At 41.3% G+C, this 26,623-nt stretch carries 25 protein-coding genes, 1 tRNA gene and 1 other annotated feature; of the genes, 2 read left to right on the forward strand and 24 right to left on the reverse strand.

The genetic code is table 11. The features are described 5' to 3' along the window. Window positions 1-115 precede the first annotated feature (115 nt). From DWW85_RS08910 to DWW85_RS08940, 7 genes are all read right to left on the reverse strand, one after another. Window positions 116-418 carry a metal-sensing transcriptional repressor gene (locus tag DWW85_RS08910; protein WP_008401532.1) on the reverse strand — a complete coding sequence of 101 codons (303 nt, stop codon included), beginning with the start codon at window positions 416-418 and terminating at the stop codon, window positions 116-118. A 236-nt stretch (window positions 419-654) separates the two neighbouring features. Then, window positions 655-2,289 (reverse strand): DUF6034 family protein, encoded by a 1,635-nt coding sequence (locus DWW85_RS08915; protein WP_117808399.1) that lies wholly within the window; start codon window positions 2,287-2,289, stop codon window positions 655-657. 150 nt (window positions 2,290-2,439) lie between these two features. Then, window positions 2,440-3,624 (reverse strand): ABC transporter ATP-binding protein, encoded by a 1,185-nt coding sequence (locus DWW85_RS08920; RefSeq protein WP_347470678.1) that lies wholly within the window; start codon window positions 3,622-3,624, stop codon window positions 2,440-2,442. Then, window positions 3,602-4,279, reverse strand: a complete 678-nt coding sequence (locus DWW85_RS08925; protein WP_117785052.1) for an ABC transporter ATP-binding protein — start codon at window positions 4,277-4,279, stop codon at window positions 3,602-3,604. The genes DWW85_RS08920 and DWW85_RS08925 overlap by 23 nt, the downstream gene beginning before the upstream one ends. 3 nt (window positions 4,280-4,282) lie before the next feature. Continuing rightward, window positions 4,283-7,102: an ABC transporter permease gene (locus tag DWW85_RS08930; protein WP_117808400.1), complete on the reverse strand. Its 2,820-nt coding sequence runs from the start codon at window positions 7,100-7,102 to the stop codon at window positions 4,283-4,285. Between the two features lie 14 nt (window positions 7,103-7,116). Then, the gene (locus DWW85_RS08935; protein ID WP_117808401.1) at window positions 7,117-9,588 is read right to left on the reverse strand and encodes a biotin/lipoyl-binding protein; all 2,472 of its coding nucleotides are present in this window, start codon (window positions 9,586-9,588) and stop codon (window positions 7,117-7,119) included. Next, entirely contained in the window at window positions 9,585-10,610 is a 1,026-nt protein-coding gene (locus DWW85_RS08940; RefSeq protein ID WP_021943715.1) for a hypothetical protein, read from the reverse strand. The genes DWW85_RS08935 and DWW85_RS08940 overlap by 4 nt, the downstream gene beginning before the upstream one ends. Window positions 10,611-11,022: 412 nt before the next feature. On the opposite strand from DWW85_RS08940, the gene DWW85_RS08945 reads away from it, so the two are divergent. Then, window positions 11,023-11,106 (forward strand) — tRNA-Leu (locus tag DWW85_RS08945). Window positions 11,107-11,427: 321 nt separating this feature from the next. Here the strand turns inward: DWW85_RS08945 and DWW85_RS08950 are convergent. The 12 genes from DWW85_RS08950 to DWW85_RS09005 form a co-directional block, all read right to left on the reverse strand. Then, window positions 11,428-11,733 (reverse strand): hypothetical protein, encoded by a 306-nt coding sequence (locus tag DWW85_RS08950; protein WP_008401521.1) that lies wholly within the window; start codon window positions 11,731-11,733, stop codon window positions 11,428-11,430. A 223-nt stretch (window positions 11,734-11,956) separates the two neighbouring features. Beyond that, entirely contained in the window at window positions 11,957-12,313 is a 357-nt protein-coding gene (gene rplT, locus DWW85_RS08955; protein ID WP_008401519.1) for a 50S ribosomal protein L20, read from the reverse strand. A gap of 21 nt (window positions 12,314-12,334) precedes the next feature. After that, window positions 12,335-12,532 carry a 50S ribosomal protein L35 gene (rpmI, locus tag DWW85_RS08960; protein ID WP_008401518.1) on the reverse strand — a complete coding sequence of 66 codons (198 nt, stop codon included), beginning with the start codon at window positions 12,530-12,532 and terminating at the stop codon, window positions 12,335-12,337. A 37-nt stretch (window positions 12,533-12,569) separates the two neighbouring features. Beyond that, on the reverse strand, window positions 12,570-13,064 hold the full coding sequence (gene infC / locus DWW85_RS08965) for a translation initiation factor IF-3 (RefSeq protein ID WP_008401517.1): 495 nt from the start codon (window positions 13,062-13,064) through the stop codon (window positions 12,570-12,572). Between the two features lie 27 nt (window positions 13,065-13,091). Beyond that, window positions 13,092-13,221: a sequence feature (ribosomal protein L20 leader region), on the reverse strand. 103 nt (window positions 13,222-13,324) lie between these two features. After that, window positions 13,325-15,454, reverse strand: a complete 2,130-nt coding sequence (locus tag DWW85_RS08970) for an RNA degradosome polyphosphate kinase (protein WP_117808402.1) — start codon at window positions 15,452-15,454, stop codon at window positions 13,325-13,327. Continuing rightward, entirely contained in the window at window positions 15,455-16,990 is a 1,536-nt protein-coding gene (locus tag DWW85_RS08975) for an HD domain-containing protein (protein WP_117808403.1), read from the reverse strand. A gap of 32 nt (window positions 16,991-17,022) precedes the next feature. Further along, window positions 17,023-18,012 carry a prephenate dehydratase gene (locus DWW85_RS08980; protein ID WP_242996134.1) on the reverse strand — a complete coding sequence of 330 codons (990 nt, stop codon included), beginning with the start codon at window positions 18,010-18,012 and terminating at the stop codon, window positions 17,023-17,025. A gap of 113 nt (window positions 18,013-18,125) precedes the next feature. Continuing rightward, window positions 18,126-18,950, reverse strand: a complete 825-nt coding sequence (gene folK, locus DWW85_RS08985; protein WP_117808404.1) for a 2-amino-4-hydroxy-6-hydroxymethyldihydropteridine diphosphokinase — start codon at window positions 18,948-18,950, stop codon at window positions 18,126-18,128. Window positions 18,951-19,076: 126 nt separating this feature from the next. Next, entirely contained in the window at window positions 19,077-19,883 is an 807-nt protein-coding gene (gene folP / locus DWW85_RS08990) for a dihydropteroate synthase (RefSeq protein ID WP_021943710.1), read from the reverse strand. Beyond that, on the reverse strand, window positions 19,883-20,362 hold the full coding sequence (locus DWW85_RS08995) for an HD domain-containing protein (RefSeq protein ID WP_242996135.1): 480 nt from the start codon (window positions 20,360-20,362) through the stop codon (window positions 19,883-19,885). Before DWW85_RS08995 ends, folP begins: the two co-directional genes overlap by 1 nt. 39 nt (window positions 20,363-20,401) lie before the next feature. After that, entirely contained in the window at window positions 20,402-21,676 is a 1,275-nt protein-coding gene (locus tag DWW85_RS09000) for a folylpolyglutamate synthase/dihydrofolate synthase family protein (protein ID WP_117808406.1), read from the reverse strand. Window positions 21,677-21,727: 51 nt separating this feature from the next. Further along, window positions 21,728-22,558: a polysaccharide deacetylase family protein gene (locus tag DWW85_RS09005; RefSeq protein ID WP_117808407.1), complete on the reverse strand. Its 831-nt coding sequence runs from the start codon at window positions 22,556-22,558 to the stop codon at window positions 21,728-21,730. Between the two features lie 117 nt (window positions 22,559-22,675). On the opposite strand from DWW85_RS09005, the gene DWW85_RS09010 reads away from it, so the two are divergent. Continuing rightward, window positions 22,676-23,191, forward strand: a complete 516-nt coding sequence (locus DWW85_RS09010) for a hypothetical protein (protein ID WP_021943706.1) — start codon at window positions 22,676-22,678, stop codon at window positions 23,189-23,191. A 341-nt stretch (window positions 23,192-23,532) separates the two neighbouring features. Here DWW85_RS09010 and DWW85_RS09015 read toward each other — a convergent pair whose 3' ends face one another. From DWW85_RS09015 to DWW85_RS09035, 5 genes are all read right to left on the reverse strand, one after another. Beyond that, window positions 23,533-23,811, reverse strand: coding sequence for a DUF308 domain-containing protein (locus DWW85_RS09015; protein ID WP_117808408.1), 279 nt, complete (start codon window positions 23,809-23,811; stop codon window positions 23,533-23,535). Continuing rightward, window positions 23,812-24,174, reverse strand: coding sequence for a hypothetical protein (locus DWW85_RS09020; RefSeq protein WP_021944732.1), 363 nt, complete (start codon window positions 24,172-24,174; stop codon window positions 23,812-23,814). Between the two features lie 10 nt (window positions 24,175-24,184). Then, on the reverse strand, window positions 24,185-24,766 hold the full coding sequence (locus tag DWW85_RS09025; RefSeq protein ID WP_117808409.1) for a hypothetical protein: 582 nt from the start codon (window positions 24,764-24,766) through the stop codon (window positions 24,185-24,187). Between the two features lie 123 nt (window positions 24,767-24,889). Next, window positions 24,890-25,237, reverse strand: coding sequence for a P-II family nitrogen regulator (locus DWW85_RS09030; protein ID WP_008401503.1), 348 nt, complete (start codon window positions 25,235-25,237; stop codon window positions 24,890-24,892). A 25-nt stretch (window positions 25,238-25,262) separates the two neighbouring features. Then, window positions 25,263-26,507, reverse strand: coding sequence for an ammonium transporter (locus DWW85_RS09035; protein ID WP_117808410.1), 1,245 nt, complete (start codon window positions 26,505-26,507; stop codon window positions 25,263-25,265). Window positions 26,508-26,623 lie beyond the last annotated feature (116 nt).

Below are 26,623 nucleotides of genomic sequence, written 5' to 3' on the forward strand. Positions count from 1 at the left end.
CTTCGCACATTCTATGCCTTCATTATATCTTAAACACATTTTTATTATGTTTCATATCCAAAGCAATCATACGAATATATTCATACTGTGTTTCGGATAGAAAATCCTTCTTTGCTTATTTCATCAGTTTTTTTATCGTATCAACCAGATCATCCACCGTATCTTCCTTTCCTGCTTTGATATCCTCGATCACACAGGTTCGGATATGCTCTGCAAGAAGTTCCTTATTAAAGCTGTTCAATGCAGAATTGACAGCGGCAACCTGTACTAATATGTCCGTACAATATGCATCCTTTTCCAGCATTCCCTTGATTCCCCGGATCTGTCCCTCGATGCGGTTCAGCCGGTTCATCAGCTTCTTATATTCACCTTCTGTTCTCTGTTTTGTTTTATGACAATGGCAACATGGTTCTTCCATTCTTGTCCGCTCCCTTCTGTCTGTTTCCTGAATTTTTTCATCCATCTGTATCTGTACATTTATTTTTTGTATCCAATTTTAATGATCCCGGATACGATATTATATATACCCCATAGGGGTATTTTTGTCAATACCAAAACCAATAAAAAACGCAGGGCAAATGATAAAAAATATCACTCGTCCTGCATCTTTATAGTCTGGCGTCGTATGACACCTTATTTTCCTGTAGGATTGTATTATTCTACAACATCATCCTCTAACAGACCTTCGTCGTCAATGATCCCTTCATCGGATCCATCCTCTATCTCATCTGATGAATCATCGGATCCGTCATCACTGCCATCTGATGAATCACCGGATCCGTCATCACTGCCATCTGAATCTATACTCTCCATATCACTGTCATCATATTCGTATCCATCGATCATATCACCCTGATCATCGTAATAATCACTGTATGGGATCGAACCGGCCTCCAGAACATCTTTCAGATTGTAGATTGTTCCATCGGTTGCATTTACCATAAGTGCCTGTACCGGATAGTCAAAATCATATGTTCCATCATTTTCGTCTGCCTGTGCAAATATCCATACAGGAACATAATTATATACATCATCCTGAGAATCATCCTTAATACAGTAATATGTTAATCTGACATCGTTAAATTCAATATCGCTGTAGGAAGTCTTATTATCTGTATAATACTGTGCAACATTCTTATCCAGTTCCTTTAAAAGCTCCTTCCAGCTCAAAAGATCTACATTTTTTTGATCCTCACCGGTTGAAACTAACAATGGATAACAGCTTGCGTTGATCACGCCATTGGAGTCGATCTGAATGGAGAACGTCTCTGTTGGAGCATCATACCAGGTATCATCCTCATCGCTTGAAAGAGTGTCAACCATAGACAGATCCGCACTGTATGGAGCAGTTCCATTGACAGAACGTCCAAAGTTTACGATATAGCCTTCATACTCTGTTGCAATCACATTATAAGAGCTGTCATAATACTCCCATAATAACGGAGATTTATCTGTAACGATCACATCATCAATTCCACATCCGGCAAGAAATTCCTGTGCCAGTGATACGGCTTCATCTTCAGAAAATGTACAAGTATTTACAATGCTGTCATCAATCCCCTCTTCTCCATACTTTGCGTCATAAGCATATACAAAGGATGCACCCTCATATGGTCTGTAATTGATCATGCCTTCGGATGGATAATAAGAAAGATCAAAGCTTGCATTTAACCCTTCTGTTCCCTCTGAAAATGAGAGCATGAACTGATTATCGCCAATCTGTCCGATATAATCCGATGCACTGTAATCACCGGCTCCTTCTCTCTCATCCGTTGCCGTTGCCATTTCATTTTCCAGATAGGATATGTATTCCTTACAATAATCCTCTGTATCTGTATCTCCAGCTTCCTTCGCATCGGCTAACATCGTCTGATATGAATCAATCTGAGTCTGCAGATCACTCTTGGTCTGGTGCTCAAAGTCATATACATAGATACCCTTTGACTTATCAAAGATTGCCTCACAGACCTTCTGCCTGTATGCATTATCAAAGGAATTCTTCTTATAAGACACAATAGACATACTGTCGGAATCTGGTGTTATGATATCATCATCTTTAATGGTAATCTCTTTGATACCGGAATCACCGGTATCCAGCTTGCCCTCATAAGACTCCGGAACACCGAGACGGGACGATAATTCGCCGCCTTCTCCTGCACTTCCTTCTTTCTGCGTTCCATCACCCATATCGTAATCAACCTTCTTATTACATCCTGAAAAAACAGTTGCTGCAGACAATGCTGTTGCCAGTAACACTGCCGACATTTTTGTTAATTTTCTCTTCTTCATGGTTTCCTCCTCGAAATTCCAAATCAGCTAAACAAAGTTATTATAATCGAACCAACGCACGATAGCAAGAAAAAGCAAGAAAGAAAATGTGAAAATATTGCGAACGGCCCTGAATGCATATGCATCCAGAGCCGTTTTCTGAACTGATATTTATTCTTTTGAAATAACAACCTTGCCATCCACTACCTGAATCTTTACCTTGTTTGTATCAATTCCGGCAGCCTCCAGAATATCATCACTGATCTGTACACGGTGTGCCTTATCCATAATGGAATATTCTTCATGGGAATCGGTTCCATTAAAGCTCTCGCTTTCCATGTCATTGATCCGTTTTCTGTAATCCTCTTTCATGATCTTTTCTGTACTGATCTTACCATCTGCGATCATAACCACACGTCCAACCTTATTTGCAAGACTGATATCATGCGTTACGATGATAACTGTAATACCCATTTCCTCATTCAGTTTCCGGAACAGATCCTGGATCATATCTGAGGTTTTGGAATCGACTGCACCGGTCGGCTCATCTGCCAGCAGGATTTTTGGATTGTTAGCAAGTGCGATCGCAATTGCAACTCTCTGCTGCTCACCACCGGACATCTGTGCCGGATAGGAATTTACCTTTTCCTTTAAACCAACCTTGCACAAAAGATCATAGGCTCTGGCTTCCCGGTCTTCCTTATTGTCTTTATCAAAATACATCGGCACCTGGACATTTTCCAGAGCTGTCATATACGGAAGCAGGTTTCTGGAATTCTTCTGCCATACAAAGCCAACGGTATGTTTCCGATATTCTACCAGTTCTTTGTCTGTCATTGCAAAAAGGTCTTTTCCATCTACATATAATTTTCCTGCTGTCGGACGTTCCAGTCCACCGATCATATTCAGAAGCGTTGACTTACCACTACCGGATTTACCGATAACTGCCATCAGCTCACCCTTTTTGATCGTAAGCTCCAGCCCCTGAAGTGCCATTACTTCAACTTCATCTGTTTTATAGATCTTAACCAGACTGTCGCAGTCAATGATATTGCCGGTTTCTTCATATTCTTCCGCAGCCTGACTGTTTCTGTCTGTATCGTCCAAATCTTCTGATGTTTCTGTATCATCATCTGCTATATCTGCTTCATCAACAGCGTTCCCAGCATCCACTGCAGTCTCCTGCACACCGATATCGTTCATGTCTGTATCTGCGATATCGGCGTCTTCCTGAACAGGATCCTGATCCATTGGTTCTTCCATCATCTGTGCAACATTTTCCTGCATATCAGTTTCCGGAATCGTATTTTTATCTTTTTTCTTAAAAAATCCACTATGCTTTGCCAATGATCTCACCATCCTCTATCTCAAATACTACGTCTCCGAGTTCCATCAGGTTTGGATCATGTGTCGTCATAACGATCGTGATTCCTTCTTTTGCCACCAGATCCTTGAACAGCTTCATAACATTCAGTCCGGATGCTGTATCCAAAGCTCCTGTCGGCTCATCTGCAAAGATTACCCTTGGCTTATGGGCAACCGCTCTTGCAATCGCTACCCTCTGCTGCTCACCACCGGACATCTGGTTCGGCATATGGAACATTCTGGAACTAAGTCCAACCATCTCCAGAACCTCGCGGATACGGGAATCCCGGTTTCCTTCATATTCCGCAAGTCTTAAACCAAAATCTACATTCTCATATGCATTCATGATCGGAATCAACGCTACCGACTGGAATACAAATCCGATATCGTACCGTCTGAGTTTTTCTCTTTCCGGTACAGCCATCTCCGACAGGTCGTGATCCTCTATGATCACCTGCCCCTCCGTTGCTTCATCCAGCGCACTTAAAATATTTAAAAGGGTTGTTTTACCGGAACCGGATCTTCCCTTCAGGATCGCAAGCTTTCCTTCCGGGATATCCAGATCTATTCCTTTAAGAGCATAAAATGGTTCGCCATTTCCAACTGTAAAACACCGCTTTATTCCTCTTGCAGTAATCATATTCATTGTTTAGTCCTCCCCCAGTTTTAATGCCTGTGTGATGTTCATCTTCTTTAAGATTGTCCGGAGAACAATGAAGCAGATAATAAACATTACCACAACTACGATCGTCAGTTTCAATATATCAAATGGGTTGACCGCTATGCTGATCGCTATGTTATGCGACTCCGGCAGATATACGATCGCTACCAGCTTTACAAACAACGCAGTAGCCGCCGCCCCAACTCCATATCCTGCCAGACTGGCAAGAACGGAACTGAACATCTGCTCGTTGATCAGCATCTTGTTAATCTCCTTCATGCTCATACCCATCGCACGGTAGATACCAAACAGAAGCTCCCGTTGCTTGATCGATGTGATCCAGTAGATGAGGAATCCTACTGTACAGAGGATAACTGCTACCAGGAAGCTCAGTGAGAATAACCCATTTGTGATCAGTACAAGCGGAGATTCCAGCATGTTCTGTACTTCCTGATCTACACTCTGATAACTCTTTAATAAAATACCCTGCTTTTCAACCGTATCCAGGACCTCCTGATAATCATGTCCATCTGCAAGCTGTCCCCATATCTGATATGGAGTAAGACCAAATGCACTGACAACATATGCGTAATTAGCAACAACCAGATAACGTTCCTTCTCAACAACTTTTCCACTGTTGTCCTTCTCATATGTGTACTGGTTAAATCCAGGCCATGCATCTACAATTGCACAGATTGTTCCGGACGGTGATGCGATCTCAACCGGCTCCTTTGTCTTCATCGGGCTGTATCTTGCATATGTGATGCTGTCACCAACAGACAGATCATATTTCTTTGCCAGATTTGATGAAATGATAACACCATTGGAAACAGTTGCAATACTGTTCAGGTAATTATACCAGTGTTCATCATTCAAACCTGACTTTAATTCGGCTGTCTCACCAAATTCCTTTGTATTAATTCCCATCAGAACAGAGTCCGGAAGTTCAGAACCTCCAACCTTGATCGTTGTATTGTCATCATAGATCACACGGGTCAGATGTTTGCATGAATTGGAAAGATTCTCTGTATACCGTTCAAAATCCGGTTCTTCATAGTACCAGTGACTCTTCTTATCTTTATCCAGATACGCACCCATCTTCCACTGTTCACTCAGAACGATATCTGTTCCAAGATTATATTCGATACGCTCCTGATTGTTCTCATTGATCGTTCTTGCCATATTGGAATTAAACATACCCATGGCGATCGTCATAACCAGAAATACAGAGATAAAGCCCTGCTTCTTCACTGTTCTGGTGATCTGAAGGAAGGAAGCATATACCGCAGGTGACCATCTCTTCTTACCAATGAAATAAATGAACTTGATCAGATATTTGATCAGTCGCAAGATCAGCAGCCCAACTGCAAATATAAACAGGGAGGAATTCAAAAAGATCAATGGATCCGGTTTGTTTCCAGCCAGAATGCTTAATGCAATATCACTCTTCTGTTTATTGTAGTTGTACAGAAGGTAAATGGAAACTGCCACCAGGATCACATCCAGAAATGCCTTCTCCCAGATTGGCTTTGTATTCACCTTTCCAAGTTTACTCTTCTGCTCTACTATCGAATTCTTCGCGTATTTCAATACCGGAAGTGTTATAAACAGGATTGCGATAACTGCAGCAATTAGACTGTATAATAACATTCCCCATGTCAGTTTATAAAAGTGTGTATCACCAAAGCTGAATTTCAGGAAGGAGGTTGCACTTGCACATAATTTACACAACAGATATCCGACCGGAATACCAATAACGATCGCGATCAAAGAAAGGATCGCAGATTCTCCAAAATAGATGCCAAGAATCTGTTTCGTACTGGTACCACGACTCTTTAGCATCGCAATCTCACCGTCCTCCATTTCCAGGATCTGACTGGATACCATATAGATAAATGCCAGAAGCAATACCAGGATTGGAAGCTCCAGTACCCAGATAATGATCATGATCGATGTTGCATCGTCCTGATAATCAGCAAGTATGCTGCTGAAATTCTGAATAAAGTTACCATCTGCTTTTGAAAATGCACTCAGATAATAACGGATATCTGATGCATTTGTATGATCGATATATGCATAATCCAGCATATTATATGTTGCATAATATATTGTCAAAACACCATAATTTGCAACGGTTTCATCAAAGGATGCCTGATCTGTAAATATCATCTTATCAAAATCTACCGGTGTCTCTTTCCAGTAAATATCAGTGGTATCCTTTGGTTCAAAGATTCCGACAACCGTAAATGTAACCGGCTTTCCATCCTTGTCTACCAATTTATCAATTGATACGGTTTCACCTACAACCAGATCATATGTATCCGCATTCTGCTGATTGATAATCACCGGATAAGTACCTTCAACCGGTTTCCCGGTATCAAGTCCCTCTCCAAACGTAATATTGATATGTTCGCTCATATCCTGCATATAGTTTACACTGAAAAATCTCCTGGAACCGAGCCCGGTCATTGCATAAGTACCTTCTATAAACAATCTGTTCTGTCTGCTTAATACCGGTACGTCAATGTAACTCATCCACTTCTTTTCATATGCATTGATACGGTCAAGTACGGATGCAGAATCCGGGAAATTGTCTGTTGAGCAGGAGCCCTGTCTTCCGACCACGGCTGAATATGTGTTGTTATCTTCTATTGCTGAATCAAACTTGGATGCCAGCGTCATATCCATTGCACCGTTTTTGAACATCGGATTACAGGATGCTACAGCAACCAGAAGCACAATACCAAGAAGAAGGCAGGCATTCAGCCACTTTTTATTCAGTAATTTATTTCTTAAGAATTTAAACATTCCTCTTCTCCCTTCTATTCTTCTGAGCTGCTATCGGCTTTTTTCTTTGTATTGTCACCACTGCCGGAAGAACCGGATTCTTTCAGAATCACATCTCCTTCTGACAATCCGGTAAGTACACATGCATTTGACGACTTTGTATCTGTGCTTGTTGTTACATACTGTTTTACAATCTCATCCTTTGAAAGCTTCCACACATATTCATAGGATTTACCGGATGTCTTATCCGTCTCTGTATAAATAATATTCATTGGAACTGTTACTACATTTTCCAGTGACATTTTTGCAAAGCTTACAAAATATCCCTTTGGTGAATCATAGAAGCTCTTATCATCCACCTGTATATAATATCTGGTATCTTCGGATCCGGAGCTGCTTGTTATATATACCTGACCATCGATCGTTGTTACATAAGCCTTCTTGGAATCCGCTGTTGCTCCGATACATCTTCCGGTCAGCTTCTTGCTGTCATCCTTCTGATCAATTAAAGTAACCTCCTGATTGACCAGAAGTGTTGCATTGCTGTTATCACTTCCAGTATCGTCACTTCCGCTATATCCGTTACGTCTGGAGCTTCCACCGTTATCTGTCAGGGATAAGGACATCATCTTGGATTCATTGCTTCCTATGCTGACAACCTTGTCACCCTCTTTGATCTGTTTTCCCTGACTGGCATATACACTCTGTACAACGCCGTCGCTTTCTGCATATACGCTGATATTACCTTTTCCATCATTATTTTTGTTCAGCTTATCACGCTTCGCGATCAACGGGTTTACAGTCGTATTATAATTAATCTTTGCCAGCTCCTCATTGTATTTTGCGATCTCAACCTGGCAGGTAAGCTGCTCAACCATGTATAATGTATTGCCATTATTATCATCTGAATCCGGGATATCGTAATCACCGTCTTCTTCATCCCCATCATCTGTAGTAGTATCCGTTGTATCATCTGCCGGATCAGCATCTCCCGGTGTTGCCACCTGCTGTTTCTTCCTGCCGGAACGGTAATCTTCAATCTCGGCTCTCAGTTCCTTGATCTGCTCTTCATAGCCCGTTACTGTCGAATCATAATCACTCTTTGCATCTGATATCTGGGAGTTTAACTCCAGCAGCTCTGCGCTACCACCACCACTGTCAACAATATACAACAGATCGCCTTTTTTCACTTCCTGACCTTCCGCCAGATCAAGCTGTGTAAAATAGCCTTCTACAGGAGCTTTATAGGTTATCTGATTGGTATCTACCATCTTATAGGATTTGCTGGTTCCTGTTGTCTTAAAAGTTCCCAGCTTAATCTCATATGTTGTATAGTCACTTGGGATCGTTGAATCAGAATCATAATAAACCAGATCTCCCTCTGAAAGACCGCTCTTTACTTCCGTGTAGTTATCATCCTGTGCACCGATCTTGATCTCACGCTTTTCCTTATCACTGCTGTCTGTCTTCACATATACAAAATACTTATCTCCTTCTTCGTATAAGGAATCATTTCCGACTACAAGAACATTTGCAGCAGTTGATGTACTGAAATACAACGGTGTCAGTGTTCCTGTCTTTAAAATCTTGCTGTTATCCACATCTTTCAGTTTAAAACGGACATATGGCAGCTTGGATGCACTCTGTGCTGCTGCGATCTCCTGATTGGAATATTTGTATTCTTCCAGCTCATACCGTTTGCCATCGATCATCGTGTACATGGTATTAAAATTTGCATATCCATCTCTTGTGATCTGCTCACCGGTGATCTCAATATACGGTGTGTTGTAATCAGATATAATAACAACATTCTCACCACTGGAGATTGATCCGCCGCCTTCATCTGATGAATCTGTATCCGTCAGGCTCTTGGCATATGTAACATAGCCGTCCTGTTCTGCTACGAGCTTGTTATCGGTTTCCAGAGATTCCTTCTCGTCAATCTGCTGCTGGAGCTTCTTGACCTTATAATTGTACAACATGTTATCATACCGGTTATTCTCGGCATTGACTGCTTTTGTGCTCTGGTTTTCTTTCGCACCGGCAGAATCTCCAGCCTCATTACATGCTTTAATCTTATAATCCAGTTCCTTCTGTTTCTGTTCGTATATCTTTTCGTTTACATTATGGGTCTGCTGCTCACTGGAAAGAGAGGCTTTCAGGTCTTCAATTCCTGAAGTCGTATCATCGCTATCTGCCTCTGCAAGAACCGTGCCCTTTTTAACATAATCACCTACATTGACATAAACCTTTGAGAGTGTCGCTGAGGTTTTAAAGAAATAACAATAATCCGTTGGTACAATCGCACCATTCTTGATAATCTTCTTGCCAACATCGCTCTTTTCGACCGGACGGTACGCCTCATTCGTTGTAACCGGTTCTAACAGCTCCGGTGCTTTTTCTTCTTTTTTCCCACAGCCTGTTAAACCAAGCATCATTGCCACAGCGATTGCTGTCATTCTGACTGCATACGATTTTTTATTGATCATTATTCTCTTCTTTATCAATTTACCGTCACCTGCTCTCCAGCCTTCAATCCAGACTTAATAATCGTATATCCGTCTACCGTTTCACCAATTGTTACATCAACTGCTGTCCGGAAGCCATCATCATTGATCGTGAATACATAATAATTATCTTCTGACTTCTCATTGATCGCTTTTTCATCGACATAGACAACATTGCTGATCACCGGCTTATGGATCGTCATGGTCAGCACATCTTCTTCTGAAATTCCTGCCATACTGTCTACCGGCTCAAATAAGATTTTCTGCATCTGCTTACCGGTTGCCTTATCTTCATACTGACTGACATCAATAACCTTCATATCGTAGGATGCCACTTCATAATCTGCCTGATAGACATCCCCTTTTTTAAATTCATAATCATCATCTGTCGTTGCTGTATAATTAGAGGATCCGGATGCTACGGTCACCAGATTATCGGATGAACTTGCATATCCATATCCCAACCACTCATTGACATAGGTTACAGTTCCATCCTTTTCTGCAATCAGACAATACTCCTTCATCTTCTCGTTCTGTTCTTTAATATATGTATCTGCGATCTGGATATCCTCTTTCAGACTTGCAATATCATCAGAATAATCCTCTGATCCATCAATCTGCATCAGTTTCTGATAATGTTCAATCAGCAGTTCATTCTCTGCCTTCTGCTCTGTATATTCCTTGATCGTATCCTGAATATCATCTGCCTTAAACTGAACCATGATATCTCCGGCTTTCACCCGATCTCCCTTTGATACATTAACCTTTTCTACTTCGTAATCGTCCTGTGAAACTTTATAATTTTTCGTTTCAAATTCATCCGGGGAAAGTTTTAAATTCAAGATTGGTGAAATATCTCCTGACTGAACGGTCACCGTATCATATCCCACCTTTGTATATGATTCAATATGAATAGAAGGTTTGCTGCTTTCTGCATTTTTGCTGCTGCATCCACCCAGAAGGGCAGCTACCATGCTGGCACATAACACACATGCCACACCCTTTTTGATTCGTTTCCGCATTGTTGCCTCCTTGCTTGCGCTGTTTTGTTTTTATGTATATCTGAAAATACTATATTTTCCAAATTAAATCATTGTAATTTTACTCTCTCTGTCTGGCATAATCAAGCAATCCTCATTTTATTAAACAATCTTAAGGATTCCTGTATTATTCCTGTTACATATCATTTTCTGACAAATGCCCTGATCTTATGCCAGTATAAAATACAAATGTATCATATTTGCATCTTTTCGTTTTACATACAAACTTCGTTATAAGTTTATCATGTAAATGTGTCCATTTTATGATGAAAATCTCTATCATAATGCGTGCATTGGATTTTTTCAAAAAAAAGTAAAAAAACTTGTTGACATTTATATAGCACAGTGGTATTATCTTACTTGCGTCGGCGGTAAGCCGTACGAAATAAGACATGCGGGAGTGCTGGAATTGGCAGACAGGCTAGACTAAGGATCTAGTGCTGGAAACGGCGTGTGGGTTCAAGTCCCATCTCCCGCATCTTTATTTTTTAGAAAACCTTTGAGGTTTTCTTTTTTTATGCACAAAATCCCTGATACAAAGTATTTATATAATTATAATAAAACACTTACATGTATATATCTTTATGAAGCAGACCTTTTTACTCTGTATAACTTCGAACTAACCTCGGCGAGCCTCGCTAAGGTCTCAGTTACAAACGTCGGTCCTTAACGATTCATCGCAAGATGAAGAGTTTAGTACCGCTACGTTTGAAATAGAACGAAAGTGTTCTGCGGAATAAATGGTATATACCTGTAAGTGTTTTGTTGTTAATATACTTGTATCAGGGATTTTACTTTCTCAGATTTTTATCATATTGGTAAGCTTCTTTTCTACGTCTTCTAACAGATGTGCCTTAAATGCACTGTAGTACTCATGTGTAAACTGTGTATAAAGGAATTTGTTCCACAGGTTACTGCAATATGTACTGTCAAAATCATAGTAAGAGTCTGTGTACATCATTCCGTTACTGTATCTGGTTACATCCAGATATGGCTCTTTTCCTGCGTAATTTAATCTCATTACAAGATTCTTCTGTTCGCTGCAGCATGCGAATGTCTCCAAGAACATCTTCATCTGCTCTCTTGTTACTCGTTCTACAAACATAATATGTCACCCTCCATGTCCCATAAATTAGCTCAATGTACAGTTCTATTATAGTATGAACAGGACAACTCTGTAAAGGCAATTATGTCAATGTCCGCCTTTTATTTATGATCTTTAAAATAACGGATCACTTGGCCGGGCAAACGTTCCGATAACGCAAAAACAGACCATAACCATCTTCTTCCGAAAATCATCATGATCTGTTTTTTCTGCTTATCTTAAATTAAGCAAGCTTTTCCTTTGCAACAGCAACAAGCTTAGCAAATCCTTCCGGATCACTGATAGCCATCTCTGAAAGCATCTTTCTGTTGATGTCTACACCTGCAAGCTTTAAGCCGTGCATTAATTTGCTGTATGAAATATCATTCATTCTTGCAGCAGCATTAATACGAGCGATCCATAACTGTCTGAATTCTCTCTTTCTCTGCTTTCTGCCAGCATATGAACTTGTTAAAGCTCTCATAACTGACTGCTTTGCTACTCTATACTGCTTTGATCTAGCTCCTCTGTAACCCTTAGCCAGCTTAAGTGTTCTGTTATGTTTTTTCTTAGCGCCAACGCCGCCTTTTACTCTTGCCATTCTCTAGTTCCTCCTGATTTATTAGATATAAGGTAAAATCTTCTTCATTACCTTTTCATTTGTTGAATCCGTCATTGTTAACTTTCTAAGATTTCTCTTTCTCTTAGTTGTCTTCTTTGTTAAGATATGACTCTTGTAAGCCTTGCTTCTCTTAAGGCCGCCGTTAGCTGTTTTCTTGAAACGCTTAGCTGCTGCTCTTTTTGTCTTTAATTTAGCCATGTGTGTATTTCCTCCTTAATATATGTCATATTGTAAATTAACGTTTTTCAGTTAAAAACATTATCATACTTCTTCCTTCAAACTTGGCAGGCTTATCAATGACTGCGATGTCTGAAAGCTTCTCAGCAAATTCATCAAGAATGCCCTTTGTCTGTTCTACATGGGCAAGCTCTCTACCTCTGAATCGAAGCGTAACCTTTACTTTATCGCCATGTGTCAGGAACTTTCTTGCCTGATTTACTTTTGTATTCAAGTCGTTAGTATCAATGTTTGGAGATAAACGAACTTCCTTGATCTCCATTGTCTTCTGTTTCTTTCTGGCTTCTTTCTCCTTACGAGCAAGCTCATAACGGTACTTACCATAATCAATAATCTTGCATACAGGTGGTTTTGCCTGTGGAGCGATCTTAACCAGATCAAGCTCTGCTTCCTTTGCAAGCTTCAGTGCATCTCTGGAGGACATAATTCCGATCACCTGACCATCCTCGCCGATCACGCGCACTTCTCTGTCTCTAATCTGTTCGTTAATCATTAATTCGCTAATGACTTTTTACCTCCATTGCATAAAAAATAGTGGACAGCGCAAACCATCCACTATTATATATAAGTACATATTATAATCTACTTAGATATGAACCCGAGTCACTATTCTTCGTGCTAAGGTGAGAGTGGATACTCTGCTTTCTTGTCTGTCTCTGCTAAACAGCTTCTATAGGTTAGCACATACATGTGCAAATGTCAAGAATTTTTTTACTGTATCCAGCAACTTTTTTCGTTATATTTAGCAACTTTTTAATGCTCGCTCTCTTCCGCTTCGATCGGGATAAATACCCGGTCATGAGAGATTGCAGCATCTGCATCCTCCGGTTTTGCAGAACGCTTACGGGCTTCTTCCGCGAAGTACATCTGGGAATCCAGTTTTACCTTGCCGCGAAGGTCCTGCTTCTCGTAACTGCCATCCGGCTGCATGATGTGTGCCTTTAAAGTATCAGCAAGCTGGATCTTTAAGATGTCCTTGATTCGTTTCTTCAGATCAGGATCTTCTACCGGGAAGGTGATCTCGACACGCTTGTCAAGGTTTCTCGGCATCCAGTCTGCACTGCCCATATAGATATCTTCAAATCCATCATTAAAGAAATAGAAGATTCTGGAATGTTCCAGGAAATTACCAACGATCGAACGAACCGATATGTTCTCGCTGAGTCCCGGCACACCTGCTTTGATACAGCAGATACCACGGACGATCAGGTCGATCTTAACACCGGCAGCCGATGCATCATATAAGGCTTCCATCACCTTCGGATCACAAAGAGAATTCATCTTGGCAATGATCCGTGCCTTCTTACCCTGTCTGGCATTTTCCGCTTCACGGTTAATAAGCATCAGGAATTTATCCTTTAACCAGATTGGTGCAACCGCCAGTTTGTTCCATTTTCCTGGTTCTGAATATCCAGACAGCATATTAAATACTGCTGTCGCATCCTCACCGATCGGATCCGAACAGGTCAGAAGTCCCATATCTGTATATAACTTTGCTGTCTGATCGTTATAGTTACCGGTACCAAGATGTACATAGCGCTTGATACCATCTTCTTCTCTTCTGACAACCAGCGCGATCTTGGAATGTGTCTTAAGTCCGACCAGACCATAGATAACATGACAGCCGGCTTTCTCAAGCTTTTTCGCCCATGCAATATTGTTTTCCTCATCGAATCTTGCCTTTAACTCAACCAGAACAGTTACCTGCTTGCCATTCTCCGCAGCCTGCTCTAACGCTGCTATGATCGGTGAATTGCCGCTGACACGATATAAGGTCTGCTTGATCGCAAGAACATTTGAATCGACTGCCGCCTGACGAATAAATTCAATAACCGGTGTAAACTCATAATATGGATGGAACAACAGGCGGTCATGCTTCTTGATCTTATCAAATATGTTACTGTAGTCGCCATTTGAAAATGCCGGCTGCGGAACATATTTCTCATATTTCAGATGATCAAAGCCCGGCAGGCCATTTACTTTCATAAGGAAGGTAAGGTCAAGCGGTCCGTTTATCTTATATACAACACGATCAACCACATCCAGATGCTTCTTTAATTCTTTTAACAGCTTCTTATCCATCGTGTCTTCTACTTCCAGACGGATAACCTCGCCCCACTGGCGCTGCTTTAACTGCTTCTCGATCTCCTTTAACAAATCGGCTGTCTCTTCCTCATCAATTGAGAAATCCGCATTACGCATAATACGATATGGATGTGCACATACGATATCATAGCTTAAGAACAGCTTATCCAGATTCTTCTCGATTACTTCTTCAAGCAAGATGATCTCTGTCATGCCCTGTCGCTCGGATGGCAGAATGATCACTCTTGGAAGTACAGATGGAACCTGAACGGTCGCGATATCTGTAACATCTTTCTTCTTATCATAGATCAGCGCACCGATATTTAAAGATTTATTTCTTACAAGAGGAAACGGCCTGGACGAATCCACTGCCATCGGTGTTAATACCGGATAGATATCCCGTTCGAATAATTTATCTACATATCTGGACTGTTCCGGTGTCAGATCTTCATAATGTCTGACAATCTTCAGTCCATTTGCTTCTAATAACGGAACCAGTGAACGATTATAGGTCTGATACTGATTCTTCATGAATTCCTTCGTTGCAGGGATCAGCTCATCAAGCTGTTCTTCCGGTGTCATTCCTGCGATATCCTTCTTCGTATATCCCGCATTCTTCATATCCTTTAAGGATGCGATACGCACCATAAAAAACTCATCCAGATTGGATGCTGTGATGCTTAGGAACTTGATTCGTTCAAATATCGGAATATTCTTATCCTTCGCTTCACTCAGGCATCTTTTATCAAATTCCAGCCAGGACAGTTCCCGATTGTAAAATAAATTCTTATCACTCATTTATATACCCCTCCTTTGTTTCAATACTACTTTTACACCATAGACCTTTTCAAATAAGATATTATTCGTTTTAAACATGCCTGCTTCAAGTGTAATATCCTCCAGCGTATCTGTATAGATCACCAGTGTATTGTCATGTAATGAAATCCTGAGATTTGTAATCTTCTGTTTATAGCTCTTATCAAGCACATCTGCCAGTCGAAGGATAGCGGTAAGCTTGGCCACTTTCATATAATCTGCCGATCCGATTCGCCCGGAAGCCCTTAATTCCGACGGAAGGTAAAATCCATTATAATAAACCGCATTTGCGATCTCCTCTCTCTCTTTATGTGAAAGTCCAAGGATCTCTGTCGCCATCACGATATGATAAGAGATCAGGGATACATCCTTCATATTTACAAATTTACCACAGTTATGCAGGATCGCCGCGATCTGTAACTGCAGCCGCTCCCGTTTACCAAGCCCGTGTAATTTCCGTATGCTGTCAAATATTGCAAGTGCATTGTCCGATACATTCTGGACATGCGCACGATTTACTTTATATTTCTTTGCAATCGTATTCACAGATGCAAGAATATCCTGATCAAAATTCTTGTCCATCAAGAAGGTTCCCTGCTTATCCATATAGTCGGCAATAATACCATCACAGAAGATCACATTTGGAGTCAGGATCTCCTCTGCCCTGGAATTATCCAGAAATGACTGATAAATAATCGCCATCGGAAGCATCAGGGTGGCACGCTCATATGGGATACCATATCGTTCCGCCAGATCTTCCGGTTTTATGTCTACTACCCGTTTATAAAGAATGCGGAATTGTTCTCTCGATATACTGTTCGCAATCGAAAGCTCCGGACCAACCTTTTTCAGGTTGTTGATACCATCACCGATTGCAATAATACTCTTAATATCTTTATCATTTAAAAACAGATTTCTAAATTCTATGATCGCATTTGATGCATACTCTTCCATCAGTGTTTCAAGATCTACCGTATCGGAACCGAACCGGGTCAGATAATCACGGATTCGGACTGCACCGATCGGAAGATTCTGTGTCTGCACCAGATTTCTTCTGTCAAAGATCGAGATCTGTAAGCTTCCGGCTCCAATATCAAGCAATGCATTATTCTTATGGGTTGCCACATCCACATCCATCCCGGTTGCCACAAATGCTTTATAATTCATAAAACGTTGTTCTGAATTACTGAGTATCTGCACATCAAAATCCGTACACATCTTAATTCTCTCAATGATCATAGAAGCATTCTCCGCTTCTCTGACTGCACTGGATGCGTATGCTCTGTAATCAGATACATCATATTCCTTCATCTTCCTCCGGAATTTTAGCAATGTGTCACACAACTTATTCAAATTATTTTCTTCGATATATCCTTTATTATAAGTATCACTTCCAAGCTCAATGATCGTTTTTACGGTATCAAGCTCCCTCGCACCCTTTCTTGGTGTGATCTCGCAGATCTTCATTGATATCTCATTAGAACCTACATTGATCGCGGCAAATGTCTTTCCTGCCATACTTTCATACACCTCACTTCTTTTTTACACCCCTAATATGTACCGATCAGACGGAAATCCATCGCATCTTCACAGATTCCCTGTAATGCATGTCTTGTTCTTGAATCTAACAGACTGCCCTCCATTGTAACAAAAAAGGCATATTCCCATTTTCTACCGGTAAGCGGTCTCGATTCGATGCTTGTCATATTAATTCCATTCAGATTTATATGGCTCAATATATTGTAAAGTGTACCACTTTCATCCGGCAAGGAAAAGCGGATACTTATATTTTCAGCCTTTTCTACAAAGATTTTCTGTTTTGACAGGATTATAAAACGTGTCGTATTGTTGTCATTGTTCACAATGTCCTTTGCAAGGATCTGAAGTCCATAAAGCTCTGCTGCAAGCTCACTTGCAATCGCTGCCTGTGTCTTATCTCCTTCTTCAATGACCTTGACCGCCGCTACTGCCGTATTTGCAACACTGCACTGCTTCCACGGTTTCCGGCTCAGATAATTCGTGCACTGAAGCAAACCCTGTGTGTGTGAATATACAGTTTTGATCCGGGAAAGGTCACTGCCCGGAACACCCATTAATGCATGTGCTACATGAACCTCTTCTTCGCCGACGATGGTCACATCATTATTTCCCACCATATCATAGATTCCGTTTACAAATCCGGCTGAAGAATTCTCGATTGGAAGTACACCATAGTCTGCCTTGCCATTCTTCACCATCTCGATCACATCTCCGAAATCCGGCACATTGATATTGTGAATCTCTTTTCCGAAAAAACTGAACATTGCCTGTTGGCTGTATGCTCCCGGAACACCCTGATAACAGACAACAGTGTCCTTGTCTACTTCTAATTTCTTCACACAGGTAAAATTCTTCATTCCATCACAAACAACCTGAGAGCTGTCATTCGTCAGCTTCTTATTCTCATCTGCCATACCTGCCAGAATCTTATCTCTTGTCTTTACAAGAGAAGCAATCTGTGCTTCTACTGTCCGTAAATCTTCCATATTATATTTATCCATTGTTTTATCTGCTCCAAATACAAGACATTCCGCCTGCAGTCTTTCTATTAATATTAATGTTGTCTTTAAAACTATGCCAATACGATCAAATGCGCATGCTCATTTTCCCCGGTTTATTCTTCGTTCCGTTCCAGCTCGTCAAGAAGCTCCCGGATCGTCCTGCCATTGACCGGATGTCTCTTATAGCCTGCTATATTGGATAACGGCTCTAATACAAATTCCCGCTTGCACATCTCTATATGTGGGATATGGAGATTCTCCTCATCACAGATCAGATCATCATATAAAAGGATATCGATATCCAAAGTTCTTGGTCCCCAGTGGATAAGGCGTTCCCTGCCGGCGTCCCTCTCGATCGCATTGATCAGATGTAACAGTTCATCCGGCGAATGAAGTGTCTCTACCTCGATACAGCCATTTAAAAAATCATCCTGTTCCACGCCACCATACGGCTCTGTCTCGATGAAATCTGAAACCTTAGTCACCTTGGTATATTCATCTTTATTTAATTCATCAATCGCAAAATCGAGATAGGATTCCCGGTCGCCCATATTCGAACCAAGTCCCAGATAAGCAATGTGTCTCTTTCTTCGTATCTTTACTGACACTGTCTGAAGCGGCATTAATACCGGTGCCCATGGTTTCTCAACCTCTACTTCAACCTCTGACATCGTCGGATATGACAGAAGAATGTTCGCCGCTACCTCTTCCGCAACTGCTTCGATCAGCTTATAAGTATGCTCTTTCATCGTCTTTTCAACCAGATTACAGATGGCTCCATAATCAATAGACAGCTTCAGATCATCCCGGATCCCTGCCGCCCTTGTCGATGTATACATATCAATATTAATTACAAATTTCTGTCCAAGCACATTTTCTTCTTTAAAAACTCCGTGATTAGCAAATATTTCCAGTCCTTTTATGCTGATTCTATCCATACGACACCTCCTGTCTGTTCTCCCTTTTACCAGATCAACCCTCATCTTTTTTATTTATGATTCAATGAAATTTTCTTCTGTTCATTAAATCATTAAGTACTGCTTCATTTTCTCTTATTGACTGTATTAACTATGCATGATCGCCCATGCCATCTGAAGTGCACGCGCATTTCCTTTTACATTATGCACACGGAAGAACTGACAGCCCTTCATAAGCCCCATGACCGATGTCGCGATCGTACCTTCTTCCCTCTCTGTAACAGGAAGATCGAGAGTCAGACCGATCATAGATTTTCTGGAAGTACCCAGCAGTATCGGGAAATCCCATTTATGCAAAAGCTCCAGATGATTCATTAAAGCGAGATTCTGTTCTAAGTTCTTTGCAAATCCGATTCCCGGATCTACCATGATCTTCTCCTTCTTCACACCTGCATTCAGTGCCATCTGAACGGATTCGTCCAGATCTTTAACAACGTCGTTTAAATAATCGGTATAATCCATTACCCTTCTGTTATGCATCAGACAACATGCCACATCATGTGCAGCAACGATATCAGCCATCCTTCCATCCCATTTGAAGCCCCAGATATCATTGATCAGATCTGCACCTGCCCGGATTCCGGCTTCCGCCACGCCAGCCTTATAGGTATCCAGTGAAATTACGGTATCAAATCGTTCCCTGATTGCCTCGATCACAGGAACAACACGACCAATCTCCTCCTCATCTGAAATTAATGTATAACCGGGTCTGGTCGATTCTCCGCCTACATCTATAATATCTGCGCCATCATTTATCATCTGCTCTGTGGCATACAATGCATCATCGAACTTGTTATGTGTTCCTCCATCGGAAAATGAATCCGGTGTCACATTCAAGATTCCCATTACATACGGTTTTTCATTCAGTTTAAATTCTTTGTTCCCTATAATCATCAGTAGACCACTCCTTTGTTCTTTTCGTTTTCCTTCCAGTAACACTCGTCATAGACCTCACAGTCAAAACAGCGTCTGGAAAGCTTGTCTGCCCTGTATATTACATAGGAAAGCCCCTCTGCTTCCTTCCCTGTCGTATTATGTTTGCTGATTGCTTCTAAGATCAGCTCTGTTTCCTTACCGGAAAATCCGGTTGCCAGCAAAATACTCCGACTGTTACGAACACTTGCCAAATGATGTTCTTCGCTGGTCTGATAGCTGACCGCCCGTCCGATATCATGTAATAATGCTGCCGCATAGATAAGCTCCGGTTCCAGTCCTAACTTCTCCTCCAGATTCATCAGCATTCCGATCCTTGCTACATCCAGACAATGATCGATCCCATGACAGCAGAATCTTCGTTCTTTCTCGGATGTTCGGATCTGCTCCATCCAGTCTTTATATTCTTCATTTGCTAATATTGCGTTGACTCTGTCCATCGTCATTTCTTCTCTGTAGTCCTCTCCTGGTTTATCGTACTACTTTATTCGCGGTATCAGCGGTCCTATAAAAGATAATGAACCAAATACCACGATCACCGGCTCCGTCATTTCTTGTGCCAGTGTTTCCGCCTGTCTCTGTGCAGTAAACACATCCTCTGCCGTATCCACCGACTTTCCGTATGAACGATAGCAGTCTGCCAGAATCTCCTTATCAAGCGCCCGTGGATTATCCGGTGTTACCGTTATGATAAAGCTTGCAAACGGTGCCATGATATCCACCATTTTCTCATACTCTTTATCTGCAAGAACACCACAGATATAGATCAACGGCCGCCCTGTAAAATATGCCCGGATATTCTCTCTGAGACTTCTCCATCCGCCTTCATTATGCGCTCCATCGATATAAGTCAAAGGCACATCCTTAATCTTCTGGAATCTGCCCTCCCACACCGTCTCTTTTAATCCGTTCTTTATATTCACATTTTTTAAATCATACTGTTTTTTTAAACAATTACAGACCTCAATTGCGGTTATACTGTTATAGATCTGATAGATTCCGGGAATCCCCAGCTCATACTCCTGTCCTTTATAACAAAACCTGCTTCCATGCAGATTTTCTGCTATGACCTGCAGTTGGTCGGTATCTGCCATGATCGGTTCTATCTGCATTTTATCACATTTATCCAGCCATATCTGTCTTATCTCATCCTGCATCGGATATGCCACACACGGAACCTGTTCCCGAAGGATCCCCATCTTCTGTTCCAGAATCTCCTGCAATGTATCACCAAGAAACTGCATATGATCTCTGCTGATGCTTGCAAGCACGGTACAAAGCGGCTGTTTCACCACATTTGTCGCATCGTTCTTTCCTCCCATTCCGGTTTCCAGTAACACGATATCGACCTTTTTCTGCACAAAATACAGAAATGCTACCGCAGTCTCAAGCTCAAATGCAGTCGGAATCGGAAGCCCGGCTTCCTCCATATTCTCGCAAACCGGGATCACGGTCTCCATGATCCGTGCAAATTCCGATTCTTTCATATAATGTTCATTTATCTGAAATCGTTCCAGATATGTAAAGATCGTTGGGGATATATAGCGTCCGACAACATACCCTGCATCCTCCAGAATATGCCCGACAAATGCGAATATAGAACCTTTTCCGTTTGTTCCGGCTATATGAACGACAGGAACCTGATCCTGTGGATTCCCCAGTCTTAAAAGTAGTTCTTTCACTGTCTCCGTTCCGTAGATACTGCCTCTTTTTCCCGCTTCTTTCATATATAGATATGCTTCTTCGTATGTCATTCTTTAGCCTCTTTACTTGATTATGTATAGATAAAATATAATGAACTATTTCTAATGTGTTCTATGTTGGATATGCGGTGTATCATCATCAATCGGAAGGATCTCATATCCATGTTCCTCTAATTGTTCAATCAGTGACGGCAGAGATTCCACTGTTTCATGACAGCAATCCAGATCATGCATCAATATGATCGTGTCATCATAATTTAATGCATCCTTCAATATATTCTTTACAAGCTGATCCGGTGTCTGTCCGGCAATCACCGCATCATTATTCAATGCATTCCAGTCAAAATACGTCAATCCTGCCGAGTCCAGATAGTCGATCAGGTCATTCACCGGTACCTGCGTAACACGGTTTGAACTTCCACCCGGGAACCTGTAATACCGGCAGTCCACTCCTGTAACATCATACAATAATTTTCTTAATTCCTCAACATCATTCACGAAATTGTCATAGCTTGCATAGATCGTACTATATTCATGGGAATATGAATGGATCGCCAGTGTATGCCCTTCCTCCACGATCCGTTTGTACATGGGATAGTATCGTTCATTTCTTCCTATTACAAAGAACGTAGCTTTAACATTATGCTCTTTTAAAATATCAAGGATCTCTCCGGTCTGATCGGATGGACCGTCGTCAAAGGTCAGATATGCCCGTTTTCGTGTCACTGTTTTTGATGACATGGCAACCACGCTGTCTGAATCCGGAAATTTATCTTTCTGATCGATAATGAATTTTCCTGTAAACAATAAAAATACGATCAGTGCAGCAACCAGAATTATATTTTGCCAATAAGCTGCAAAAAATCGGTCACACTCTTTTAACGCTTCGTTGTCATTTATGTGGGATAAAACTGTTTTTATTTTTTTCCTCATTTTTATAAGATTTTCCGTTTTTTATACATCTATACTCCTGATCTGATATTTTTATTCGAATAAAAAACAGGAAATGTCAGATACTATTTTTATCAAATGGAAAAGGAGAATAAAAAAATGAAAAAATCATTTCTTTTATGTGCATGTCTGGTTGTCATGGCATTTACCCTGACCGCATGCGGCGAGAAAAATAACCCTGAAACAACCGGTACAACAACCGGGAGCAGTACAGAGGACAGCAGTTCCACAGAAAACGGGAATAATTCAAACGGTACAGGTTCTGTAGGTAAGGATCTCGGTAACATGATCGACGATGCCGGAGATGTTGTAGATGATGCAGCAAAGGATGTATCCGATGCTCTGACCGGAAACTATGATACTTATGACCATGCTTATAAGTATTTTATGGATCAGATTCCCGGCGACTCCAAGAACTATGAAGTTCGCAATAACGACAAGGATCTTACTGATTATAACTCCGGCAGCATGGGCTACCACTTTGAGCTTCATGACACCAGAAAATCTGACAACTCTAAGGTTGGTGACTTCTATGTAGATTCTACCTCCGGCAAGGTCTACAAGGCAGCCTCCGGCTCCGGCGTGTCCGAATTTGACTTCTCGACCTTGAAGTAGAGCACCTTTAAAAAATGGAAGACAGGGTTACCTATTATTACGCAAGACGCTTTCGCTCTACCTTCGACGCAGTGGTACGTAAGGCTGCAAAGTACGCAGCCTAAGTACCAGCGCTCAGGCAGGCTTGCTTTATAACAATAACCCTGTCTTCCATTTTTCCTACGGTATCAAAATTCAACAATCCTATTTTTTTAATATCTGTTGTTTTTATTTATATTTATTTTTTGAGAATGCAATGGTGGACTTGCTCTATCAAAAAAGGACGATAAACATATTCAGACAAACAGAGCTGGTCGCTGGTTACGTAATAATAGGTATAACCATCGACCAGTTCGTCCGTTTTAAGATTTATCGTCCTCTTTTTTGACAATTTCATGGGTGATGGGATTTACGACTACGCCCATCTCCTCTGCCATTTTGAGATAGACATCCATCTCATGGCCTTTTCTCTGCTGTTCGCGTTTGCGGATAGCTTTTGACCGGATGATCTCCACGATACCGAATACAATCATACAGCATCCAAAAAAGATCATCACTGGACTTAAGGTTCCTACACAGCCTTTTACCAGACAGATTGTTCCGATCCCGATCATGACGATTCCCATTACCAGATTAAACATTTAACTTTCCTTTCCTGTATAAAATGCATCTTTTCCTGCTTTTTCCATCATTTTGTCATACTGATCGTACATTCTCTGCACGCTGTTTTCAAGTAAATAATAATGCCTGATATATGGGATCAGTAAGACAAACAGTGCTGCCGCTAACAGTAAGATCTGTATTTTTTCCGTCACCACAAAGGTCACACAGCAGCCTACCGTAAGGATCGCAAATAAGATTGTTACAAGAAGATGGATCAGACGCTCATGCATGAAAAATTCAATCTGCACCAGATGCCTCCTCATCTCCTCATCAAAATCAACATCATCCCTTGCAAGCAGCTTATCTACATATGCCAGATATTCTTTGATTCGTTTTGCCATATTCGATCACCTAACCCATGTTTGCCTTATTCAGGAAATGATTCCATCCGGCAATTACCTTATCATAATAAAAGCTTACTATATAAGAATCTTCGTCAACATCAACGATCATCTGATAACACTTCTTATCTGCTTCCGGCTTACCACCATAGAAGATATAGTTCTCTTTGAACTTTCCAAATATCTTTTCATACTCATCTTCCGCAAGTTTCTGATCCGGAACTTCTTCTACCAGATTATCATTTGCATCATAATACTTATGACCTTCCAACAATACCGCTTCAATGACCGGATTCTTAAACCGTATCTCCATCTGATCGGCATATTTGTCTGTATAGTATTCGTTCTGAGAATTGTTATCCTTTACAACTGCACCTTCTACATAGAGTTCCAGCCATCTTGCCCGAAGCCCTTTAAGGGAAGCTTCTGCATCTCCGACACTCCCTGCCGCGTTGTCTGCTTTCACTTTTTCAACACTCTCTGCTGCTTCGCCATCTGTTTCCACTTCTCCGACTCCGACAAGCTTCATTTCTTTGATCTGTGCATCCCGTAACTGAATGGTTTCTATCTCATTTGTACTCTTAAATTTCATATTGTATACACCGTCCTGAACAATTTTAACTGCCTATAACTATAAACTGTTTTTCATGGCTTGTAAATGGAATTTAAGACAGAAAAATAAGAGGAACCTGTCTTACAGGCTCCTCCTGTTTATCTAATTCAGCGCATCATAGCCGCTTTCCTTCGTACGGATCTTCATGGCGGTGCGGATCTCATAACTGAAGATCTTGCCGTCTCCGACTTCTCCGGTGTATGCTGCCTTCTGGATTGCATCGATCGTCTTCTTCTCCCATTCTTCCGAAGAAACTACGATCTCAAATTTGATCTTCGGCTGCATAACGACATCAACCTCTGTACCACGTACCAGCTTCTTATATCCTCGCTGTGCACCGCATCCCATTACCTGAGATACTGTAATACCATTTACATCAATCGCATTCAGTGCTTCTTTTACATCTTCAAATACTTCTTCTCGCACGATTGCTTCTATCTTGATCATCATATTCTCATACTCCTTTCCGCAACTTCTATGAATCCAATCCGTTAAATGTCGGATATGCACTTTCTCCCTGTTCTGCAAGATCCAGACCGATCTTTTCTTCCTTATCTGATACACGAAGCGGCGTGATCAGTCTTACAAGTCCAAGACAGATAAACGTTCCGACCGCTGCAACTGCTATCGTCACAACGATACCGATCAACTGTGCAACAAAGAGGTGATAGTCTCCGAAGAACAGTCCATCCCATCTGGCAACGCTGTTGATCGAACTCTTACCAAATAATCCGGTCGCGATGCCACCCCAGACACCACCGATACCATGACATCCAAAAGCATCGAGTGCATCATCTATTTTCAATTTCTTCTTTAATAAAGTAATCATACCACAACAAATCGGACTTACAAGTGCACCGATAATAAATGCAGACCAGATTGGAACAAAGCCAGCTCCCGGTGTGATTGCAACCAGCCCGACAACAAGACCGGTCGAAGCACCAACCAAGGTTGGCTTTCCATCTTTTATCACATCGATCAGCATCCATGACATCATGGCACTCGCACTTGCGATCGCTGAGGTTAAGAATGCATGAGCTGCAAGACCATTTGCTCCGAGGGCACTTCCTGCATTGAAGCCGAACCATCCGAACCAAAGGATAAATGCACCAAGAGCAACGAATGGAATGTTATGAACACGATAAGCAGTATTCTCATAACCTTTTCGTCTGCCAAGGATGATTGCAAATATCAATGCGCTTACACCGGAGCTGATATGTACGACATTTCCGCCTGCAAAATCGACGGAACCGATCTCTGCAAGGAAACCGCCCTGTCCCCATACCATATGTGCCATCGGGTAGTAAACCAGAATCGACCAGAACATGATAAAGAAGAATAAAGCCTTAAACTTTACACGTCCGACTAATGATCCTGTGATCAGTGCCGGCGTGATCATTGCAAACATCATCTGAAATGCAATATATACAAAATGCGGAATATTGTCTGCATACGGTCCGGCCTCATTCATGGATATGCCATTTAACGCAAACCATCTGAGATCACCAATGATTCCTCCGTGATTTCCCCCAAAAGAAAGGGAGTAACCAAATAATATCCACATTACAACCGAAAGTCCCATAATAAAAGTACATGCCATCATCGTATTAACGACATTTTTCCTTCGCACCATTCCACCATAAAAGAAAGCAAGTCCCGGTGTCATAAAAAATACCAATGCTGTACAGATCAGCATAAAACCAGTATCACCAGTATTCATAACTATTTCCTCCATTTTTTTCTGAAATTCTTTTTGAAATCTACGGCAGGTGCGCATCCCCCGACAGGTTTCGCTTCACTTTTTTACAAAATTCCATGGTACTTTTTTTGTAAAAC

The sequence above is a fragment of the Clostridium sp. AF17-21AC genome, from assembly GCF_003461365.1.
GTDB classification, from domain to species: domain Bacteria; phylum Bacillota; class Clostridia; order Lachnospirales; family Lachnospiraceae; genus Coprococcus; species Coprococcus ammoniilyticus.

What these genes read in the sequence shown, in the direction of transcription:
- DWW85_RS08910 (WP_008401532.1), bottom strand. Translation starts at nt 418, where the DNA reads ATGGAAGAACCATGTTGCCATTGTCATAAAACAAAACAGAGAACAGAA.
- DWW85_RS08915 (WP_117808399.1), bottom strand. Translation starts at nt 2,289, where the DNA reads ATGAAGAAGAGAAAATTAACAAAAATGTCGGCAGTGTTACTGGCAACA.
- DWW85_RS08925 (WP_117785052.1), bottom strand. Translation starts at nt 4,279, where the DNA reads ATGAATATGATTACTGCAAGAGGAATAAAGCGGTGTTTTACAGTTGGA.
- DWW85_RS08930 (WP_117808400.1), bottom strand. Translation starts at nt 7,102, where the DNA reads ATGTTTAAATTCTTAAGAAATAAATTACTGAATAAAAAGTGGCTGAAT.
- DWW85_RS08940 (WP_021943715.1), bottom strand. Translation starts at nt 10,610, where the DNA reads ATGCGGAAACGAATCAAAAAGGGTGTGGCATGTGTGTTATGTGCCAGC.
- DWW85_RS08950 (WP_008401521.1), bottom strand. Translation starts at nt 11,733, where the DNA reads ATGTTTGTAGAACGAGTAACAAGAGAGCAGATGAAGATGTTCTTGGAG.
- rplT (WP_008401519.1), bottom strand. Translation starts at nt 12,313, where the DNA reads ATGGCAAGAGTAAAAGGCGGCGTTGGCGCTAAGAAAAAACATAACAGA.
- rpmI (WP_008401518.1), bottom strand. Translation starts at nt 12,532, where the DNA reads ATGGCTAAATTAAAGACAAAAAGAGCAGCAGCTAAGCGTTTCAAGAAA.
- infC (WP_008401517.1), bottom strand. Translation starts at nt 13,064, where the DNA reads ATGATTAACGAACAGATTAGAGACAGAGAAGTGCGCGTGATCGGCGAG.
- DWW85_RS08970 (WP_117808402.1), bottom strand. Translation starts at nt 15,454, where the DNA reads ATGAGTGATAAGAATTTATTTTACAATCGGGAACTGTCCTGGCTGGAA.
- DWW85_RS08975 (WP_117808403.1), bottom strand. Translation starts at nt 16,990, where the DNA reads ATGGCAGGAAAGACATTTGCCGCGATCAATGTAGGTTCTAATGAGATA.
- DWW85_RS08980 (WP_242996134.1), bottom strand. Translation starts at nt 18,012, where the DNA reads ATGGATAAATATAATATGGAAGATTTACGGACAGTAGAAGCACAGATT.
- folK (WP_117808404.1), bottom strand. Translation starts at nt 18,950, where the DNA reads ATGGATAGAATCAGCATAAAAGGACTGGAAATATTTGCTAATCACGGA.
- folP (WP_021943710.1), bottom strand. Translation starts at nt 19,883, where the DNA reads ATGATTATAGGGAACAAAGAATTTAAACTGAATGAAAAACCGTATGTA.
- DWW85_RS08995 (WP_242996135.1), bottom strand. Translation starts at nt 20,362, where the DNA reads ATGGACAGAGTCAACGCAATATTAGCAAATGAAGAATATAAAGACTGG.
- DWW85_RS09000 (WP_117808406.1), bottom strand. Translation starts at nt 21,676, where the DNA reads ATGACATACGAAGAAGCATATCTATATATGAAAGAAGCGGGAAAAAGA.
- DWW85_RS09005 (WP_117808407.1), bottom strand. Translation starts at nt 22,558, where the DNA reads ATGAGGAAAAAAATAAAAACAGTTTTATCCCACATAAATGACAACGAA.
- DWW85_RS09010 (WP_021943706.1), top strand. Translation starts at nt 22,676, where the DNA reads ATGAAAAAATCATTTCTTTTATGTGCATGTCTGGTTGTCATGGCATTT.
- DWW85_RS09015 (WP_117808408.1), bottom strand. Translation starts at nt 23,811, where the DNA reads ATGTTTAATCTGGTAATGGGAATCGTCATGATCGGGATCGGAACAATC.
- DWW85_RS09020 (WP_021944732.1), bottom strand. Translation starts at nt 24,174, where the DNA reads ATGGCAAAACGAATCAAAGAATATCTGGCATATGTAGATAAGCTGCTT.
- DWW85_RS09025 (WP_117808409.1), bottom strand. Translation starts at nt 24,766, where the DNA reads ATGAAATTTAAGAGTACAAATGAGATAGAAACCATTCAGTTACGGGAT.
- DWW85_RS09030 (WP_008401503.1), bottom strand. Translation starts at nt 25,237, where the DNA reads ATGATGATCAAGATAGAAGCAATCGTGCGAGAAGAAGTATTTGAAGAT.
- DWW85_RS09035 (WP_117808410.1), bottom strand. Translation starts at nt 26,507, where the DNA reads ATGAATACTGGTGATACTGGTTTTATGCTGATCTGTACAGCATTGGTA.